Source organism: Leifsonia shinshuensis (assembly GCF_014217625.1).
GTDB classification, from domain to species: Bacteria; Actinomycetota; Actinomycetes; order Actinomycetales; family Microbacteriaceae; genus Leifsonia; species Leifsonia shinshuensis_A.
In genome coordinates, this window is the sequence record NZ_CP043641.1 from 1101522 (window position 1) to 1119861 (window position 18340).

The window sequence follows — 18340 nt, forward strand, 5'->3', positions numbered from 1 at the left end:
GGAATCACGACCATGTCCCAGTACCTGCTCAGCGTCTACCAGCCCGACGGGCCCGTCCCCGAGCCGGAGGTCCTCGCCGCGATCGGCGAGGACCTCGACGCGCTCAACACCGAGATGCGCGCGGCCGGCGCCTGGGTGTTCTCCAACGGCCTCCTGTCGCCGGCGTCGGCGACCGTGCTGCGGCCGTCCGGCTCCGAGGTGCTCGTCACCGACGGGCCGTTCGCGGAGGGCAAGGAGCACATCGGCGGCTTCACCATCGTCGACGTGCCCGACCTGGACGCCGCCCTCGAGTGGGGCAGGCGCCTCGCCGTCGCGACGACCCTGCCGATCGAGGTGCGGCCGTTCGCGTGAGCGCCCCGGACGGCGCGACCGCCTCCTCCGGACGGATCGACTCGATCTTCCGCGAGGAATACGGCCGCGCCGTCTCCGTGCTCTACCGCGCGCTGGGCGACCTGGATCGGGCGGAGGACGCGGTGCAGGAGGCGTTCGCCGTCGCCGTCGCACGGTGGCCGGTCGACGGCGTCCCGCCCGCGCCTGCGGGCTGGCTCATCACGACCGCGCGCCGCCGGGCGATCGACCGGTTGCGGCGGGAGGCGGTCGGCCGCGAGCGGGAGGCCGAGGCCACGGCGCTGCTCGCGCTGGCCGCCACGGTCGAGGCCGACGACGCCGGCCCCATCGCCGACGACCGCCTCCGGCTCATCTTCACCTGCTGCCACCCCGCGCTCGCCCCGCACGCCCGGGTGGCCCTGACGCTGCGGCTGCTCGGCGGCCTCAGCACCGCCGAGATCGCGCGCGCGTTCCTGGTTCCTGAGCCGACGCTCGCGCAGCGGATCTCACGCGCGAAGGCCAAGATCCGCGACGCGCGGATCCCGTACCGGGTCCCGGCCGCAGCCGACCTCCCGGAGCGACTGGGCTCCGTGCTCGCCGTGGTGTACCTCATCTTCAGCGAGGGCTACACCGCGACCGCGGGCGACCGGCTTCTCCGCGCGGAACTGTGCGGCGAGGCGATCCGGCTGGCGCGCCTCCTGACGGCGCTGCTGCCCGACGAGCCGGAGGCGCAGGGCCTGCTCGCCCTGCTGCTGCTCGTCGACGCACGCCGCGCCGCCCGCGTGGACGCCGGCGGCTCGATGGTCGCCCTCCCCGAACAGGACCGCTCCCGCTGGGATGCCCCGCTGATCGCCGAGGGCCACGCGATCGTGCGGCGCTGCCTGGTCGCCGGGCGCCCCGGACCGTACCAGCTGCAGGCGGCGATCCAGGCCGTGCACGACGACGCCGCGCGCGCCGAGGACACCGACTGGCGGCAGATCGTGACCCTGTACGACCAGCTCCTGCGGGTGCAGCCCTCCCCCGTCGTCGCCCTCAACCGGGCGGTCGCGGTGGCGGAGGCCGTGGGTCCGGTGGAGGCGCTGGCGGCGATCGAGCCGCTCCGGGCCGACCTGACGGCGTTCTACCTGCTGCACGGCATCCGCGCGGGGCTGCTGCGCCGGGCGGGGAGGCCGGAGGAGGCCGCGGCGGAGTACGACGAAGCCGTGCGGCTGTGCGCGAACGACAGCGAGCGGGAGTTCCTGGCCCGGCAGCGGGCGTTGCTGCCGGAGGGGTGATCGGCGGCCGCGGGTTCCGCCCACACGGCCAGGCACCGCCGGGATGTCAGCGCGGCGGAAGGCACGTCATCAGCGGCCTTCTATCGCCCAGCGCGAACCATGCGACCGGTCCCAGGACGGGGAAGGCGATCGCGGCAACGACCCATGCAAGCCGGACCAGCGGGTGCAGAAACGGCTGCTTGAGGATTTGGACGATGGCGACCGCGACGAACACACCGATGACGATGAGCGCCGCGAATCCTGCGAGAACGAAGACGAGTTCCATACCCTCTGCCCCCCTCCGCCTGGACCACAGTGCCCAGGCTCCGCTGAGCCTACCATTTTTAGAAATCTACGCTAACTCCATCTATCGTCTTAAATTTCTGACAAACCATCGCCGCTTCGATTGCGGCAGCTGCAGTGCTGACCTTCATGGCCACACCCGCGAATGCGGAGGATGCAACGCCTTCGATCGCTACGACATCGTCGTATGCGCCAGACTGCCTGGCCGAGATCGAAGCTCACCCAGAAGCAGGCCTCTCTGAGAAGGACTGCCTGGTCACCAGGACGTTGCAGGTCGACGACAGTTTCGTCGCCACGGAGGCCGACATCAGCGCCTCAGCCCTCAGTTCCGAGGACAAAGCCGTGATCCTCAACCGCCGAACACGCGGCGCTGTCACGGCGAAGCACTGGAGCCAGTTCACCACGGGCACCGCTTACACACGCACCCACAACGGCACCTTCTAATGCTTCACGAACTACAGCGTCGGCTTCAATCTCACCGGTACTGCCTGCAATGAGAGCGGCAGCGCAGCCGCGCGCAATCTCTATTCAGCATGGGATGTGAACCCGAATGGCACGCCGATCGTTTACAACGTCTCGATGACCGCAACGGTTAAGGCGAACGGCACGATCAGCGGCTACGGCGCCACCGTCGGATAGTCTCCGCGTGAACAGAAGATCGGCCTGCCTGGCGATGTCAGCAGGTCGATCTTCTGTTGCGCAGCTCAGGATTCTCCACCAGCCCGCGCCTTCCGCCCACGCCCCCACCGGTGGAGAGTGGCCCCATGGACATCGCATTCCTCGGGCTCGGCCGGATGGGCCGCGAGCTCGTGCCGCATCTGATCGATGCCGGGCACACCGTCACCGTCTGGAATCGCTCCCCCGAGCCCGCCGAGACCATCGGCCGCCGTGGCGCGCACGTCGCCGCCTCGGCCGGGGACGCCGTCGGCAGCGCGGACACCGTCGTGAGCGTGCTGTTCGGGCCGGAGGCGGTGCGCGAGACGCTGCTGGACTCCGGACTCCCCTGGCGGCCCGGCACGCTCTGGATCGACGTGACGACCGTCTCGCCGGACGACGCGGCCGGGTTCGCCGACCGCGCCGCCGCCCTCGGCGTCCGCTACGTCGCCTCCCCCGTCGTCGGGTCGCTCGCGCCCGCCCGCGCCGGAGCGCTCGCGGTGCTGGTCGGCGGCGAGCACGACGCGGTGCGCGACGCGAAGCGGATCGTCGGGCTGTGGGCCGACCAAGAGAAGCTGCGCACCTTCGACTCCCCGGCCGCGGCCACCGGCGCAAAGCTCGTCGCCAACCTCGCCCTCGCGATCGCGATGGAGGGGCTGTCGGAGGCTTTCCGTCTCGGCCGCGCCGCCGGCCTCAGCGACGACGACGTCCTCGCGACGCTCTCGCTGACCGCCATCGCGCCGCTCGCCGCGATGAAGGGACCGCTCGTGACCGCGGGCGACTACGACGACGCCCAGTTCACGGCCGACGCCCTCGCGAAGGACGCCCGCCTCATGCTCGCGACCGCCGACGTGCCGCTCCCGGCTGTCGCCCTGGTCGCCGCCGAGCTGCAGCGCGCGATCGACGCCGGTCAGGGCGGGATGGACTTCTCGGTCATCGCGCGCGACCGCTGAGCACGCCTCCGCAGAGCGAGTCGGCTTGTGACCCCGACTCCCGGCCCCCTACGCTCGGCGCAAGGCGTGAAATATACGCCGGGACCGAGAGGCGGGGGCCATGCGTTTCATCCAGTCGCCGGAGCGGCGCATGCACGTGCACGACGCGGGCGCAGGCAGCGACACCGGCAGCGCGCCGCTCCTGAAGCGCAGCCCGCTGCTGTTCGGCTTCGTGGTCACCCTCGGCGCGCTCGGCGCGGTCGCCACCGGCTACATGCTCTACGGCCTCCGCTCGATCATCTTCTCGGTGTTCCTCGCCGCCTTCGCGACCGTCGGCCTCGACCCGCTGATCCGCTGGTTCCAGCGGCACGGGATGAAGCGGGCCTGGGCGATCGTCACCGTCATCCTGCTCATCGTCGGCGTGCTCGTCGCCATCATCTGGGTGGTCGTCCCGCTGATCGTGCAGCAGATCACGAACCTCGCGACGGCCATCCCGGCGGAGGTCGAGAAGCTGCGCGCCGAAGGCTGGTTCGACAGCACGAACGAAGCCAGCAACGGCGTCCTCGGCCAGGCCCTCACCTGGGTCTCCGACCAGGTGAAGAACCCGCAGACCTGGGCGAACATCGGCAACGGCCTGGTCGGCGTCGGCCTCTCGGTGCTGAACGGCTTCACGACCGGCTTCTTCATCGCCATCCTGACGATCTACTTCATCGCCTCCTACGACTCCACCAAGGCCTCGCTCTACCACCTGGTGCGCAAGTCGCACCGGGAGCAGTTCGAGGGCTACACCGAGCGGATCCTGCAGAACTTCGGCAAGTACCTGAGCGGGATGGTGATCCTCGCGTTCTTCAACGCGACCTACAGCCTCATCCTGCTGCTGGTCACCGGGGTGCCCGGCGCGTTCCTGATCGCGCTCGCGGCGTTCTTCATCACGCTCATCCCCCTGATCGGCACCGTGCTCACCACGATCCTGATGACTGTGCTCGCGCTGATCCACTCGCCGGTGAGCGCGATCGTCGTGCTGGTCTTCATGCTGATCTACATGCAGGTGGAGGCATACATCCTCACTCCGAAGGTGATGGGCAAGGCGGTGCAGGTGCCCGGATCGGTCGTCCTCATCTCGGCGCTCGCCGGCTCGACGCTGTTCGGCCTCCCCGGCGCGCTGGTCGCCATCCCGATCTCCGCCGGAATCATCCTGATCATCAAGGAGGTCGTGATGCCGCGGAAGGACCGCTCGTGACAGGCGTAGAGTCCACCGGGTGACCACGACGATCGCCCTCATCACGGGCGCGAACAAAGGAATCGGCTTCGAGACGGCCCGGCGGCTCGGCGAGCTCGGGATGACCGTGCTCGTCGGAGCGCGGGACGAGCAGCGCGGGCTGGAGGCGGAGGCCGCACTGCGCGACGGCGGCGCGGACGCGCGATTCGTGCAGCTGGACGTGACGGAGGGCGACTCGATCGCACGCGCCGCCGAGTGGATCGGCGCGGAGTTCGGCCGTCTCGACGTGCTGGTCAACAATGCGGGCAGCGCCACCGTCTCCCGGCAGCGCGCGCTCGCCAGCGCGACGTCCCTGGAGGACATGCGGGCGATCTACGACATCAACGTCTTCGGCCTGGTCGCCGTCACCAACGCGATGCTGCCGCTGCTGCGCCGCTCCGAGGCGGGACGCATCGTCAATGTGTCGAGCGAGGTCGGCTCGATCGGCTCCCAGTCGGACCCGGCCAGCCCGCTCTACGACATGCCGGCGTCCGCGCAGTACCCGTCGTCCAAGGCGGCGGTCAACATGCTCACCGCGATGTACGCCAAGGAGCTGAAGGACACCCGGATCAAGGTGAACGCCGCCAACCCCGGCTTCACGGCCACCGACTTCAACGACCACCGCGGCATCCGCTCGGTCGAGGACGGCGCCGAGCCGAGCGTCCACCTGGCGACCCTGCCCGACGACGGGCCGTCCGGTGTGCTGTGGGGACACCTCTGGCTGCGGGAGGGCGAGGGCGGCTACGGCGTGCTGCCCTGGTAGCCGGAGCGGGCGCTCAGCCTCGCACGCGCTCCCCTACGCGCCGGTTCAGCGCCAGGAGTCCCACCGCCGCCGCCAGCGCCAGGCCGGCCGGGATGACGAACACCAGCGGCAGCCCGAGTGCTCCAGCTCCCAGCCCGCCCGCAAGGCCGCCCAGCGCCGAGCTGAGCGCCGGCGCGCTCAGGTAGATCGCGGAGGCCGTCGCGATCGCGGTCGGCAGGAGCCGCTGCGCGACGATGATCCCGAGGCCGGCGAAGACGCCCCAGACGCCGCCCATCAGGATCTGGCCGGCGAACAGGCCGAGCGCGGTCCCCGTCGTGGCGAACAGGAGGTTCGCGCCGACGCCGAAAAGCGCGCCGAGCACCATCAGCGGCAGCATCCCCATCCGGCGCGCGACCACCACCGCCAGCGGCATCAACGCCAGTTCCACCAGCGGCTGGATGCCGATGATCGCGCCGCTGAGCGCCGCCGGGAAGTGCAGCTGGTCGTTCATGTAGATCGGCAGGTACGCGTACTTGATGGGCTCGCCCGCGTAGACCAGGATGAACAGCCCCGTGAACGCGAGCAGGGCGGCCATCGCCCGCAGCGGCACGTGCGCGGAGCGTGTGACACCGTTCTCGCCGGTATCGGCCGCCGTGTCCACCCGCTCGCGCAGCGTCCCGAGCGGGAGGATCTGGGCGAGCGTGCAGACGGCGGTCGCCACCAGCATCGCGCGCAGCCCCGCCTGCGCCGCGAGGAAGGCGCCCGCGACCGGGCCGACGACCCAGCCGAGCGTGAGCGCCATCCGGACGACGGACACCACGCCGTCCGCCGCGGAGGTCGGCGCAGCCGCGAGCTCGTCGTGGATCGCCGCGAACAGCTGGGAGGTCGCCGCCCCCGCGAACCCGAGCACGACCGCGCTGATCACGAACGGCAGCCACAGCGCGCCGGAGAAGGCGATCGCGAGCCAGCCGAGGAACCCGGCCACCGCGCAGATCCGGAACAGGCCGAGCCGGCGGCCGGTGCGATCGGACCGCCGCCCGATCAGATATCCCGCGACCGGCGCGGTGAGGTTGGTGAGGTAGTAGAGCCCCGCCGTGGTGAGCGAGGCGCCGAGATCCTTGACCAGGAATTGCGCGATCTGCGGAGCCGCAGCCGAGAAGCCGAGCCCCGAGAGGAACAGGGCTATGGTCGCGCCGCGGTAGAGCGGGGAGGCCAGCACGACCCGCAGAACGGACGGGGTGCGGGTGAGCTGATCGGTCATCGGGGCCGGGGTCTCCATCGAACGGGCATGAAACCGTCTTTCGGACGGTTTTTGCGATGGTAGGCGCTGAACGCCGCCGGCGCAACCGCGCGGGTCGCGCCTATCCCTGGCCTTGATCCCACAGCCGCCAGCCGTCCTTCGTCTGCCGGAAGCACAGCGACCAGGGCTCGGTGCCGCTCGCCATGGACGGGTTGCTGCTGTCGATAGTGACGTCGTAGGCCATGCATTCGCCGTCCGCGCCGGTGCGGGCGACGAAGCGATAAGCGAGCAGCCGCGGGTTCCCGCACCACGACCAGGTGTTGGAGGTGGTGAGCGCCCGGGTCATCCCGCAGTCCTGACTCTGCGCGGCCGCCATGTAGGTGCGGGCGACGGTCGACATCGGCGCGGTCGCGACCGGGACGGGGCTGCGCGGCGGGAGGACCGACGGGTTCAGGAGGACGTACGCCACGGCGAGCGCGCCGGCCACCGCCAGGATCGCGAGCCCGGCGACGATGACCCTCGGGCGCACGCGGATCCGTCGGCTGGCGGCGCGCGGAGTCGGCATGCTGCGAATCTAGCGTGCCGGGCCGCCCGGCCCTGCCTCCCCGGCCGGCCCTGCCTCCCCGGCCGCCAGGAACGCCGTCCCGAAGCACAGTTCCTCCCACGCCGCGTCGTCCAGCCCCGCCCGCATCGCCGCCCGGATCGCCTCCCACGGCCGCCGCCGCATCCATTCGTCGAGCGAGGCAGACCTCCCCACGGCGGCGACCCCGACCCGCGCCAGCCAGGCGGGCGTCCGGTCCGGCGTCTTCAGGTCGAGCACCGCCCAGCGGCCGCCGGGCACGAGCGCCTCCGCACCGTGTGCGACCACGGTGCCGCACTCGGGGACCTGCGTGAGCGCGTACGTCGACAGGATCGCGTCCACCCCGGCCGGGAACGCGAACGCAGCGGCGTCGGCCTGCACCAGCTCGACGTTCCGCCAGCCGTGCTCGGCGACCCGCCGCCGCGCGCGCTCGAGCATCGCATCGGTCAGGTCCACGCCGATGAGCCGCCCGCCCGGGCCGATCGCGTCCTCCAGCAGCGGGAAGTTCAGTCCGGTGCCGCACGCGATCTCGACCACGGTCGCGCCGGGGCGGAGGCCGAGCGCCCGCACGGCCCGCAGCCGCTGCGACCGCTGCGGGTAGCCCGGCACCGGGTACAGCCGCGACGTGACGTCGTAGTGCGCGGCCTTCCGCCGGTACACCGCGATCAGTCGCTCTGCGCCGTCCACCCGCGTCACGGCGACCCCGCGCCCGCCTGCACATCGGCCTCAACGGCGGCCTTGATCGCGGCCATCTCGATGTCGCTGGTGCGCTGGATCCGGCGCCGGAGGATGCCGCCGGGGATGACGCGCATGACGTTCCTGAGATCTGCCTCCACCCACATGATGGCGTCGGTGCTGTCCTCGCCCGCCGGCAGCACCTCCATCCCCCACCGCGCGGGGGACGACCCGATGGTCCCGGCGAACGCCATCGCGTGCGGCGCCTCCACGACGGTCACCCGCTCGATGCGGCGATGCTCCGTCCGGAAGTCGCGCGCCCGCTGCTCGATGATCGCGCCGGTCTCGAGCGGCCTGCCGCCGCGGACCCGGCACTCGAGCACGGTCGGCGCCCACTCCGCCCAGCGCCCGACGTCGCACAGGTAGTCCCACACGTCCCGGACGCTGCCGGCGACGACGATACGGCTCTCGGTGCGGATCGTCATGGTGCGGGGCCGCGGGGTCGTCACGGCGTGCGTCCCTCCTGTGGAGTACACGGGATGGGAGGGGCGAACGGTTCACACCTCAGCGCACGAGGCCGTTCTCGTACGCGAAGGCGACGAGCTGCACCCGGGAGGTGAGCGCCAGCTTGGCGAGGATGCTCCGGATGTGCGACTTCACCGTCGCGTCGGAGATGAACGCCGTCCGGCCGATCTCGCCGTTGCTGAGGCCCCGCGCCGCGAGCAGGAACACCTCCTTCTCCCGCACGGACAGCGGCTCGATCGCCTCCGGCCGCCGGCGCGCGAGCGTGCGCAGCAGCTCGCTCGTCGACTTCGGGGCGATGACCGAGTGGCCTTCGTGGACGGTGCGGATCGCGGCGAGGATGAAGTCGGGCGTCGCGTCCTTGAGCAGGAACCCGTCGGCTCCGGCCCGGAGCGCGGACGCCACCGCCTCGTCGCGGTCGAAGGTCGTGAGGACGACGATCCGGGGCCGCTCCGACGACGCTCCGCCGCGGATCGCGCGCGTGGCCGCGATGCCGTCCATGACCGGCATCCGGATGTCCATGAGCATCACGTCCGGACGGCCGGAGCGCGCCAGCTCGACCGCCTGGAGGCCGTCCGGCGCCGCCCCGGCGAACGCGAGGTCCTGCTGCGACTCGATCATCATCTGGAGGCCCGCGCAGAACAGCGGCTGATCGTCGGCCACGGCCACCCGGATCATGCGGTCGCCTCCACCCGGCCGGCCGCCGGGATGTAGGCGGTCACGAGGAAGCCGCCTGGGACGTCGTCGTCCGGTCCCGCGTCCAGCCAGCCGCCGGCGAGCCTGGCCCGTTCGCGCATCCCGATCAGTCCGCGACCCGAGGCGTTCTGGGGCGCGGGACCCCGCGCGACCCCGGGCCGGGAGGCGAGCGAGAGGGACACGCCGTCGTCGCGCTCGTCGAGAGCGAGACGTGCCGCCGCCCCGGGGCCGGCGTGCTTGAGCGCGTTCGTCAGGCCCTCCTGGACGATCCGGTAGACCGCGAGCTCCTGCGCGGCCGTGAGGTCCCCGCGCTCCCCGAAGCGTTCGAGCGTGACGGTCAGTCCCGCGCCGCCGAGCCGGGCCACCAGCTCGTCCAGGTCGGCCATCCCGGGATGCTCCGGACCGTCCGGCGAGCCCACCAGCGTCTCGATCAGCACCCGGACCTCCGTCAGCGACGAGCGAGCCGTGGAGGCGATGGTCGCCAGGGACGGGGCCACCGCCGCGGGACGCTCCTCGGCCAGCAGGCGTGCGCCGTCGGCCTGGGCGAGGATCACCGACAGCGAGTGCGCCATGATGTCGTGGACGTCCTGCGCGATGCGCTCGCGCTCGCCCGACACGAACGCCTCGGTCTCGGCCGCGCGCAGCTCGACCGTCGCGCGTTCGAGCTCGAGCTCGCTGTTCCGCTTGCGGAGCCAGACACCGATCAGTGTGCCGATCAGCCAGGCGATCGCCGCGGCGGAGGCGCACAGGACGAAGAACATGGCGCGCGCCGCCGCATCGCCCCGGCCGACACCCAGCCACCAGGCGAGCAGCCCGGCCGCGGAGAGGCCGCTCCCGATCGCGAAGACGAGGGCGCCCACGCGCATCCGGCCGTGGACCTCCGCGGCGACGACGAGGATGACGAACGCGTAACCGAGGTAGGCCAGCGGCTCTTCGAAGATCGCTTGCGGGAAGAGCAGCTGGCCGAGCAGGATCGCCGTCCCGATCGCCATCGCGAGGATGGGCTGGAGGTGCGAGACCCCGATCGCGACGGCCAGCAGGAGGAGGGCGCCCCAGAACGGCACCTCGTTGCGGAGCATCCCCGGCCCGAGCTGATGCCGTCCGACGAGGTCGATCGCCCAGAAGACGAAGAAGACCACGGCGAGCGCCGGCTCGAACAGCCAGCGGCTGCGTTGCAGAAGCGAACTCATACCGACACGCTAGGGCGACCGGGGGGTGAGCCGGCGGATCTCCGCGCGGAAATCAGCCCTGGGGCGGAGCGGGCGGAACGGGAGGGCGGACGCCCCGCTCAGCCGCTAGGCTGCGGGGACGTCGCGGTGATGCGGCGGATGGGGGGAACCATGAGTTCGAAGTTCGCGCGCGCCTGGATCGCGACGACGGCCGCAGCGCTTCTGTTGAGCGGGTGCTCCGCTGCGGCGAGCGCGCCGACGGGCGGGCAGCCCTCCGGCGCGCCACCGGCCGCATCAGGGTCGCCCGGCGCGACCGCGCCCGCGTCACGTGACCTGGCCGTCGGCGCCTTCACCCCGGCGAACGGGGTGTCCGGTCGCGTCGCCGTGGAGAGCGCCGACGGCGCCCTCGTGCTGACACTCGACTCCTTCCACTCGGGTGCGGACCAGCTCCGGCTCCTCCTGGTGGACGCGGACCCCGCCGAGCTGGCCTCCTGCGTCCCGGAGGCCGCCGCCACGGCGAGCGTCGGAGGAACGCCCGGCGGTCCGGCCTCCCGCTTCCCGTTCGCGTCGGCGTCGGAGCTCGGCTCCACCGTCCCGCGTTTCGCGGCCGTCGTGGTCGTGCGTCAGCACCGCGACGGCGACCCGGACTGCACCGAGCCGGTGGTGGCAGTGGCTCCGCTGACCTGGTCCTAGTCTCCGCGGCGGATCACCGCGCCCGCCGCACCGCCGTGCACGCCACTTCGACGACCGACCCCTCGTCCCAGAGCTCGGCCACGCCGACGGCGGTCCAGGCCGGGAACGGTCGCGGCAGGAATTCCCCGGCGATCGCGAGCAGCGCCTCCCCCTGACCACGGATCCCGACGTGGAACGACCGGAGCTCGACGACGTCCGCCCAGCCGAACCCGGCCTCCCGGAGCGTCGCGTCGAGGTTCAGGAACGTGCGGCGGATCTGGTGGGCACTGTCCGGGGAGAACGACAGGTCCTCGTCCTCGCCGGTGTGGCCGGTGACGTGGAGGGTGTCGCCGTCGCGGAGGGCGGCGGGCACGCCGGAGCTCTCGAAGAACGGCCGCCAGAACGCGGGCACGATCGCGTCGCGGTGCGGGCCGATACTGAGCGTCGTCATGGTGGGCTCCCTCCCTCGTGCGCGGCGATGAACGCCGCCGCATCCTCCGCGACCCTCCCGGGCCGCTCCCAGAGCACGAGGTGCCCGGTCGCTTCGTAGATCACCAGCCGGCTGCCGCCGATCGCCGCGGCCAGCTCGTGCGCTTGCGTTTCCGGGAGGATGTCGTCCTCCGCACCCCACAGGACCAGCGCCGGAGCGACGATCGTCCCGCGCCGCAGCGGCGGCTCGGCGGTGACGAGCCCTTCGATCCCCGCGAGCCACACCGCGCGCGGAATGGTCAGCGCCGCGTCGGCCTGATCGGCGAGGAAGCCGTCCGGAACCGGCGCATGCAGCGGAAGCGCTTGGTTGACGGCGCGGATGTCGTCCGGGGTGACGGGATCGTGGAACGCCGCGAGCTCACCCGCGAGCGCCCGCGGGACCTGCCCGCGCAGATCGCTCGGCGCCCCGACCAGCACCAGCCCGCGCACGCGTTCGGGATGCTGGACCGCGACCTGTTGCGCGAGGTAGCCGCCGCTGGAGGTGCCGAGCAGCCAGCCGTCGTGAAGGCCAAGCTCGTCCAGGAGGGCGACGACATCCCCAGCAGCATCCTCCACCGAGTACCCGCCGTCCGGCTTGTCGCTCTCACCGACGCCGCGCAGATCGGGCACGACGAGCCGGAGGTCCCCCGGGAGCAGCGGCACGAGCCGGTCGAACGAGCGGTGCGTCTCGCCCCAAGCATGAAGCAGCACGACCGGCGCGCCCCGGCCGGACTCCTGCACGGCCAGGGTGACACCGGTGGAGAGCGGGATGCGCCGCATGCGGGCATTATGCCGCGCGGGGATCGTGAGCGGGGAGGGCGAGGATGCTCGTCCGAGTCGCCGATCCAATCGATGAAACGAAAAAGCCCCCGACCGGTGTCTCCACGGAATCGGGGGCTTCTCGCCACCTGCGGTGTTGGGTGCGCCCCCAGGGACTTGAACCCTGAACCCATTGATTAAGAGTCAATTGCTCTGCCGATTGAGCTAGAGGCGCATTCGTTCCGGTTTCCCGGACCGAGGCTCAACACTAGCATCCGCGCCGGGCGCGACGCCAATCGAGTGCAGCACCCATGGCAGCCCGGGCGTGTCCCCGCGGCGGCCCGCTAGGCTCCTGGCGTGACCGACGCTCGCGACACCGCTCCGCTCCACTCCGACGACCTGGCGCTCGCGCAGCGGCTCGCCGATCTCGCCGACTCGATCTCCTCCGCGCATTTCCGCGAGCGCGGTCTCCACGTCGACACCAAGCCCGACCGCACGTTCGTCACGGAGGCCGACCTGGCCGTCGAGCGGGCCGTCCGGGAGGCGCTGGCCGCCGAGCGCCCGGGCGACGGGATCCTCGGCGAGGAGTACGGCACGGAGGGCGACACCGCACGGCAGTGGATCCTCGACCCGATCGACGGGACCTCCAACTACCTGCGCGGCGTGCCGGTCTGGGGCACGCTCATCGCGCTCGCCGAGAACGGCACACCCGTCCTCGGCGTCGTCAGCTCCCCCGCCCTCGGCAAGCGCTGGTGGGCTGCGGCGGGCGGCGGCGCGTGGACGACCGACGCGCCGGGCGCCGAGCCGCGGCGGATCCGGGTGTCCGCCGTCGACGACCTCGCGAACGCGTCGATCAGCTTCCAGAGCATAGCCCAGTGGGATCAGGCCGGCTACCTCGACCGGCTCGTCGCCCTCACCCGCCGGGTGTGGCGGGACCGCGCGTACGGCGACATGTGGTCGTACATGCTGCTGGCCGAGGGGCTGCTGGACGCCGTGGGCGAGTTCGACGTGAAGACCTACGACCTGGCCGCGCTCATCCCGATCGTGGAGGAGGCCGGCGGCACGTTCACCTCCGTGACCGGCGAGCCGGGGCCGTCGCACGGGTCGTCGCTCGCCTCGAACGGGCTGCTGCACCGGGCCCTGCTCGACGCGCTCGCGTAGCGCCGCCGCCGGCCCCGCCGCGCAGAGCGGCGAACGCCCGCAAACACTTTCATAGCCTCCGCATCCCGCGACCGCGCCGCACTCCACCCAATAGGCTCGACCCTGTGAGCACCCACACCGACGAGCCCCTCGTGCACATCGCCGGCTTCCGCATGGACTTCGGGCGGACCACCGTCATCCGCGACCTCTCCTTCGACATCGTCCGCGGTGAGACGTTCGGCTTCCTCGGCAGCAACGGGTCGGGCAAGACCACGACCATCCGCGCGTTGCTCGGCATCTACCAGCCGACCGCCGGCGTCCTGCACATCGACGGCAAGGACTTCTCCCCGGAGGCCGGCGAACGGCTCGGCTACTTGCCGGAGGAGCGCGGCCTCTACAAGAAGGAGTCCGTCATCGACGTGATGGTCTACTTCGGCCGGCTGAAGGGTCTCGGCGCCGAGAAGGCGCGGCGCTGGTCGAGCGAGTACCTGGAGCGCGTGGGCATCGGCGACAAGGAGAAGGTCCGGCTCGACAAGCTCTCCGGCGGTCAGCAGCAGAAGGTCCAGCTCGGCGTCACGATCATGAACCAGCCCGAACTGCTGATCCTGGACGAGCCGACGAAGGGCTTCGACCCTGTCAACCGGCGCCTGCTCATGGACATCATCGACGACCAGAAGCGCGCCGGATCGACGGTGATGATGGTGACCCACCAGATGGAGGAGGTCGAGCGGCTCTGCGACCGTGTCATCCTCCTGAAAGACGGCGTCTCGCGCGCCTACGGCACCGTCTCGGAGGTGCAGGAGCAGTTCGGCGGCACCCTCGTCCACGTCGATCACGACGGCACGATCCCCGCCTCCGCGGCCTACCGCGTCGCGAAGGACGAGAACGGGCACGCCGAGCTGGAGGTCGCGAACGACGCCGACACCGCGGCGATCCTGCGCGGCCTCGTGGAGGCCGGCCTCCACATCACGCGCTTCGCTCCCACCCGCAAATCCCTGGACGACATCTTCGTCGAGGTCTACGGCGCCGAGAGCCGCCAGGAGGACTGACCATGGCCCGCCACAACCTCTCCACCGTCATCGGGTTCGAGTTCACCCGCACGATCAAGAAGCGCAGCTTCTGGGCGGTGACGCTGATCATGCCGCTGCTCATCTTCGGACTCGGAGCGCTCGTCATCTCAGCGAACGCCTCCAGCGCCAACACCGCCGACCAGCAGAAGAACCAGCGCTTCGACTTCCTCTACGTCGACGCGTCCGGGCTGGTCGACCCTGCGACCGCGCAGGAGTACGGCGGCAAGCAGATCGCGAGCAGCTCCGAGGGCGTCGAGGAGGTGCAGATCGGCGGCACCCCGGCCTTCTTCGACTACCCGGCCGACCCGTCGAAGCAGACCATCAAGGTCTACGGCGCCGACGCCGGCGTCTTCGCGAACAACAAGTACTCCGCCGTCGCCCAGTCGCTGCTGTCGACCAGCGTGGAGAAGAAGCTGGACAGCCCGGTGGACGTCGCGATCCTGCGCGGCGAGACGAACACCGCCACCACCACGTTCAAGGACGGCGCGGTCGCCCCGGGCTTCGAGGGCATCCTCCCGCCGCTGATCTTTTTGGCCGCGTTCTTCGTCGTGATCGTCTTCCTCGGCAACCAGATGCTGAACTCCACGCTGGAGGAGAAGGAGAACCGGGTCACCGAGATGATTCTGACGACGATCAACCCGACGAATCTGCTCGTCGGCAAAGTGATCTCACTGTTCGCGGTCGGGATCATCCAGATAGCGGTGTTCGCCCTGCCGGTCGTGATCGGCTATCTGTTCTTCCGCGACCAGCTCTCCATCCCGAACCTCGACCTGAGCTCGCTGGTGTTCGACCCGCAGAAGATGATCGTCGGCGCTCTCATCACGATCGGCGGATTCGCGCTGTTCACCGGGACGCTCGTCGCCGTCGGCGCGGTCATGCCGACCGCGAAGGACGCCGCGCCGTTCTTCTCGGTCGTGATCTTCGCGGTCGTCATCCCGATCTATGCAGCCAGCTACGCGGTCAGCACGCCCGAGGCGCCGATCTTGCAGGTCCTGGCCTACTTCCCGTTCACGGCTCCGATCACCGCGCTCATCCTCAACGCGTTCGGGTCGCTGCCGCTCTGGCAGGCGATCATCATCATCGCCGAGCTGTTCATCCTCGCGCTCATCGTGCTCCGGCTGGCCGTGCGGCTGTTCCGCTACGGGTCGATCGAGTACTCCAGCAAGGTGCGCATCACGGACGTGCTGGGGCGCAAGGCGGCCACCGGATCGGCGGCACGCTGATGCGCGCCGTGGTCGTGCCGCAGCCCGGTGACGCGGAGGTCCTGACCGTCGCCGACGTCCCCGAGCCGCAGCCCGGCCCCGGCGAGGTCCGGATCCGCGTGATCGCGGCCGGGCTGAACGGCGCCGACCTCAGTCAGCGCCGCGGCTTCTACCCGCCGCCGCCCGGCGCCCCGGAGTGGCCCGGCCTGGAGGCCTCCGGCGTCATCGACGCGGTCGGCCCTGACGTCGAACCCGGCCGTTGGAGCGAGGGCGACCTCGTCTGCGCACTGCTCCCCGGCGGCGGCTACGCCGAGTACGTCACGGTCGACGCCGGACTGGTCCTCCCGGTCCCGCCCGGCGTGGACCCGGTGGAGGCCGCCGGTCTCCCGGAGGTCGCCGCCACCGTCTGGTCGAACGTGTTCGACCTCGGCGCGCTCGCGCCCGGCGAGACGCTGCTGGTGCACGGCGGCTCCAGCGGAATCGGCAGCATGGCCATCCAGCTCGCCCACGCGCTCGGCTCGCCCGTCATCGCGACCGCCGGCAGCCCCGAGAAGGCCGCCTTCTGCCGCGGCCTCGGCGCGGACGCCGCCGTCGACTACCGCACCGACGACTTCGTGGCGGCCGTGCGCGCCTTCACCGACGGCCGCGGGACGGACGTCGTGCTCGACATCGTCGGCGGCGCGTACATCGCCCGCGACCTGGACGCCCTCGCCACCGGAGGCCGCATCATGTCGATCGCGGTCCGCGACCGCACCCCGGCCGCCGTGGACATGGGCCTCCTGATGAGCAAGCGCGCCCGCCTCCAGGGCACGACGATGCGCGCCCGTCCGCTCGCCGAACGGGTCGGGATCGTCGCCGCCGTGCGCGAGCACGTCTGGCCGCTGCTGGCGTCCGGCGACGTGCGCCCGGTCATCGACTCGGTGTTCCCGCTGGCGGACGCGGCGCAGGCGCATCGGAGGATGGAGTCGTCCGCGCACCTCGGGAAGATCCTGCTGCGCGTCTCCTGACCGCCGCGTCGACCGCGGCCGCTAGCGCGGCGCCGATCGCGTAGGCGAGCAGATCGCTCCGCTGGAAGGTCGAGCCGAGCACCAGCTCGACGCCGGGGACCGTCGCGGACAGATGCGCGGGCACGCCCGTGAGCTGCGTGAACTCGACGACAGCGCTGAGCGCGAACGCGACCCCACCCACGACCGCACTCGGCGCCCGCGGCGCCGCGACGGCGACCAGCACGAACAGCAGCACCGCGTAAAGCGCGTCTCCCGCGAACGCGCCGGCCCAGCTGTCGACCGTCTCGTGGACGGTCAGGCCGGCTGCGATGGTGGCGACCGCGGCCACGATCAGGAAGATGCGGCGGCGGGAGACGGAGGGCACAACCTGAGCGTATTGGCGTCCCACCCTACTCGCGTCCGGCGTGCGATGGAGTTCGGAGTACGTCGCAGTGACGAGGCCGACACGTTGATAACACTCCAATTTGTATGTTCACCTTGTTACACTCTAAATTTGAGCTAGAACCAACTCGACCTTCGGTCGAATGAGCACAACGAGGACGCAGTGACACGAGCACCATCCGTGATCCTTTCGGCCGTGATTATGACCCATCCACGTCGACTCGACGCGGCACTGGCTCTCCAATCGCGCCACCCGGGGCTCGATCTCCGCATTGTGATGGATCCCGATCCCGAAGGACCTCCTTCCGCTTGGCGTACAGCGCGCGTTGCTTGGGCGGCGGTGTCGCCGCGGGCGACGCATCACTTGGTCCTCCAGGATGACGTGGCGACAGCCGGAGACTTCGAGGAGCGAGTCCTGAAACTGGTCGCCGCTAGACCGAAGGACGCGATCTCCCTCTTCGTCGAATGGGGCTCACGCACGGCGACCGCCGCGCGCCTCGCTGCTGCCACTGATGCTGACTGGACCGCGGTTGTCGATGACTACGTACCGACGGTCGGACTCGTCGTCCCCGCCGATGTCGCCCGTGGCCTCGACGAATTCGCGGCGAGTCGATCGACGACCGACGTACCGGACGACGTGGTGCTGTTCGAGTATCTGCGGTCGGCAGGCATCGAGACCATCGCTCCTGTTGACGGCCCTCTGCAACACGACAGCGAGGACAGCCTGGTCGGCAACTCCATCATGGGAATCCGACGAGCTGTGCGTTTCACCGATCGCCTTGACCGACCAGTGGGCGGTTTTGTTTTCAGACCCACTGTCGTCCCGTACTACGACTGGTGGGATCAACAGGCCGCGCTCTTCGTCCCGGACTCAGCGAGCGCCGACGGCTGGCGTCGGTTGCGATCGGAGCCGGCGTTCGCGTTGCTTGAGATCTCCAGGGACGTCGCTGACCGCACATTCGAAGACTGGTCTCGCGCGCTCGTCGATCGAGACGAACTCTCCGACACAGTGAGCGCGATTATCCAACGCGAACTCTGGCGGACCGCGTACCTCATCGGCGTCGCTCTCGGCGGCCTCTCGCCGGTCCCTCGCGCTCTCGAGTCGGTGCGTGTCGGCGAAGCTCTCCGCACCCTCGGGCCGGGTGGGCTCCGACGAATCGTGCCAGTCCACCGGTTGGACGCTGTGACGTCGCTACTTCAGCCATTGGTGGCGGCGGGAACGCACGCGGGCCTCGAGGCCGGCATGGCTCGGTTGGAACCGGCTCAGCGATAACGGACACAAGGGGGAAC

22 protein-coding genes and 1 tRNA gene are annotated in these 18340 nt (G+C 70.9%); 12 read left to right on the forward strand and 11 right to left on the reverse strand.

From position 1 onward, the window contains the following. Positions 1-12: 12 nt before the first annotated feature. Both F1C12_RS05310 and F1C12_RS05315 read left to right on the forward strand, forming a co-directional pair. Positions 13-351: a YciI family protein gene (locus F1C12_RS05310; RefSeq protein WP_185277771.1), complete on the forward strand. Its 339-nt coding sequence runs from the start codon at positions 13-15 to the stop codon at positions 349-351. Then, the gene (locus F1C12_RS05315) at positions 348-1601 is read left to right on the forward strand and encodes an RNA polymerase sigma factor (RefSeq protein ID WP_219732684.1); all 1254 of its coding nucleotides are present in this window, start codon (positions 348-350) and stop codon (positions 1599-1601) included. Before F1C12_RS05310 ends, F1C12_RS05315 begins: the two co-directional genes overlap by 4 nt. A 46-nt stretch (positions 1602-1647) precedes the next feature. Here F1C12_RS05315 and F1C12_RS05320 read toward each other — a convergent pair whose 3' ends face one another. Then, positions 1648-1866, reverse strand: coding sequence for a PLDc N-terminal domain-containing protein (locus F1C12_RS05320; protein ID WP_185277772.1), 219 nt, complete (start codon positions 1864-1866; stop codon positions 1648-1650). Positions 1867-2000: 134 nt separating this feature from the next. Here F1C12_RS05320 and F1C12_RS05325 point away from each other — a divergent pair, with 134 nt between their 5' ends. The 4 genes from F1C12_RS05325 (at position 2001) to F1C12_RS05340 (ending at position 5490) form a co-directional block, all read left to right on the forward strand. After that, a complete protein-coding gene (locus F1C12_RS05325; protein WP_185277773.1) occupies positions 2001-2327 on the forward strand; it encodes a hypothetical protein in 327 nt (108 codons plus the stop codon). 320 nt (positions 2328-2647) lie between these two features. Then, complete coding sequence (locus tag F1C12_RS05330; protein ID WP_185277774.1) at positions 2648-3490, forward strand: NAD(P)-dependent oxidoreductase; 843 nt, start codon at positions 2648-2650, stop codon at positions 3488-3490. A gap of 100 nt (positions 3491-3590) precedes the next feature. After that, a complete protein-coding gene (locus tag F1C12_RS05335) occupies positions 3591-4709 on the forward strand; it encodes an AI-2E family transporter (RefSeq protein ID WP_258046130.1) in 1119 nt (372 codons plus the stop codon). A 19-nt stretch (positions 4710-4728) separates the two neighbouring features. Continuing rightward, positions 4729-5490: an SDR family oxidoreductase gene (locus tag F1C12_RS05340; RefSeq protein ID WP_185277775.1), complete on the forward strand. Its 762-nt coding sequence runs from the start codon at positions 4729-4731 to the stop codon at positions 5488-5490. A gap of 13 nt (positions 5491-5503) precedes the next feature. Here F1C12_RS05340 and F1C12_RS05345 read toward each other — a convergent pair whose 3' ends face one another. From F1C12_RS05345 to F1C12_RS05370, 6 genes are all read right to left on the reverse strand, one after another. Next, positions 5504-6730: an MFS transporter gene (locus F1C12_RS05345; protein ID WP_219732685.1), complete on the reverse strand. Its 1227-nt coding sequence runs from the start codon at positions 6728-6730 to the stop codon at positions 5504-5506. Positions 6731-6830: 100 nt separating this feature from the next. Then, positions 6831-7274 carry a hypothetical protein gene (locus F1C12_RS05350; RefSeq protein WP_185277777.1) on the reverse strand — a complete coding sequence of 148 codons (444 nt, stop codon included), beginning with the start codon at positions 7272-7274 and terminating at the stop codon, positions 6831-6833. A 9-nt stretch (positions 7275-7283) separates the two neighbouring features. Then, positions 7284-7985: a class I SAM-dependent methyltransferase gene (locus F1C12_RS05355; protein ID WP_185277778.1), complete on the reverse strand. Its 702-nt coding sequence runs from the start codon at positions 7983-7985 to the stop codon at positions 7284-7286. Then, on the reverse strand, positions 7982-8473 hold the full coding sequence (locus F1C12_RS05360; protein ID WP_185277779.1) for an SRPBCC family protein: 492 nt from the start codon (positions 8471-8473) through the stop codon (positions 7982-7984). The genes F1C12_RS05355 and F1C12_RS05360 overlap by 4 nt, the downstream gene beginning before the upstream one ends. A 55-nt stretch (positions 8474-8528) precedes the next feature. Then, on the reverse strand, positions 8529-9164 hold the full coding sequence (locus F1C12_RS05365; RefSeq protein ID WP_185277780.1) for a response regulator: 636 nt from the start codon (positions 9162-9164) through the stop codon (positions 8529-8531). Continuing rightward, positions 9161-10372 (reverse strand): sensor histidine kinase, encoded by a 1212-nt coding sequence (locus F1C12_RS05370; RefSeq protein WP_185277781.1) that lies wholly within the window; start codon positions 10370-10372, stop codon positions 9161-9163. Before F1C12_RS05370 ends, F1C12_RS05365 begins: the two co-directional genes overlap by 4 nt. Positions 10373-10522: 150 nt before the next feature. On the opposite strand from F1C12_RS05370, the gene F1C12_RS05375 reads away from it, so the two are divergent. Next, a complete protein-coding gene (locus F1C12_RS05375) occupies positions 10523-11044 on the forward strand; it encodes a hypothetical protein (RefSeq protein WP_185277782.1) in 522 nt (173 codons plus the stop codon). A gap of 13 nt (positions 11045-11057) precedes the next feature. Here the strand turns inward: F1C12_RS05375 and F1C12_RS05380 are convergent, their stop codons facing one another. From F1C12_RS05380 to F1C12_RS05390, 3 genes are all read right to left on the reverse strand, one after another. After that, a complete protein-coding gene (locus F1C12_RS05380) occupies positions 11058-11474 on the reverse strand; it encodes a Rid family hydrolase (protein WP_185277783.1) in 417 nt (138 codons plus the stop codon). Then, positions 11471-12271: an alpha/beta fold hydrolase gene (locus F1C12_RS05385; protein ID WP_185277784.1), complete on the reverse strand. Its 801-nt coding sequence runs from the start codon at positions 12269-12271 to the stop codon at positions 11471-11473. The genes F1C12_RS05380 and F1C12_RS05385 overlap by 4 nt, the downstream gene beginning before the upstream one ends. A 141-nt stretch (positions 12272-12412) precedes the next feature. After that, a tRNA-Lys gene (locus F1C12_RS05390) sits at positions 12413-12485 on the reverse strand. 122 nt (positions 12486-12607) lie between these two features. Here F1C12_RS05390 and hisN point away from each other — a divergent pair. The 4 genes from hisN to F1C12_RS05410 all read left to right on the forward strand — a co-directional run bounded on the left by hisN (position 12608) and on the right by F1C12_RS05410 (position 16669). Continuing rightward, the gene (hisN, locus tag F1C12_RS05395; RefSeq protein ID WP_185277785.1) at positions 12608-13411 is read left to right on the forward strand and encodes a histidinol-phosphatase; all 804 of its coding nucleotides are present in this window, start codon (positions 12608-12610) and stop codon (positions 13409-13411) included. Between the two features lie 152 nt (positions 13412-13563). Beyond that, the gene (locus tag F1C12_RS05400) at positions 13564-14439 is read left to right on the forward strand and encodes an ABC transporter ATP-binding protein (protein ID WP_185278802.1); all 876 of its coding nucleotides are present in this window, start codon (positions 13564-13566) and stop codon (positions 14437-14439) included. Between the two features lie 2 nt (positions 14440-14441). After that, positions 14442-15683 (forward strand): ABC transporter permease, encoded by a 1242-nt coding sequence (locus F1C12_RS05405; protein ID WP_185277786.1) that lies wholly within the window; start codon positions 14442-14444, stop codon positions 15681-15683. Beyond that, positions 15683-16669, forward strand: a complete 987-nt coding sequence (locus F1C12_RS05410; RefSeq protein WP_185277787.1) for an NAD(P)H-quinone oxidoreductase — start codon at positions 15683-15685, stop codon at positions 16667-16669. Before F1C12_RS05405 ends, F1C12_RS05410 begins: the two co-directional genes overlap by 1 nt. On the opposite strand, the gene F1C12_RS05415 is transcribed toward F1C12_RS05410, so the two are convergent. After that, entirely contained in the window at positions 16572-17033 is a 462-nt protein-coding gene (locus F1C12_RS05415; protein WP_185277788.1) for a ribosomal maturation YjgA family protein, read from the reverse strand. The two genes, F1C12_RS05410 and F1C12_RS05415, sit on opposite strands and share 98 nt — an antisense overlap. Before the next feature lie 399 nt (positions 17034-17432). On the opposite strand from F1C12_RS05415, the gene F1C12_RS05420 reads away from it, so the two are divergent. Next, on the forward strand, positions 17433-18323 hold the full coding sequence (locus F1C12_RS05420) for a hypothetical protein (protein ID WP_185277789.1): 891 nt from the start codon (positions 17433-17435) through the stop codon (positions 18321-18323). Positions 18324-18340 lie beyond the last annotated feature (17 nt).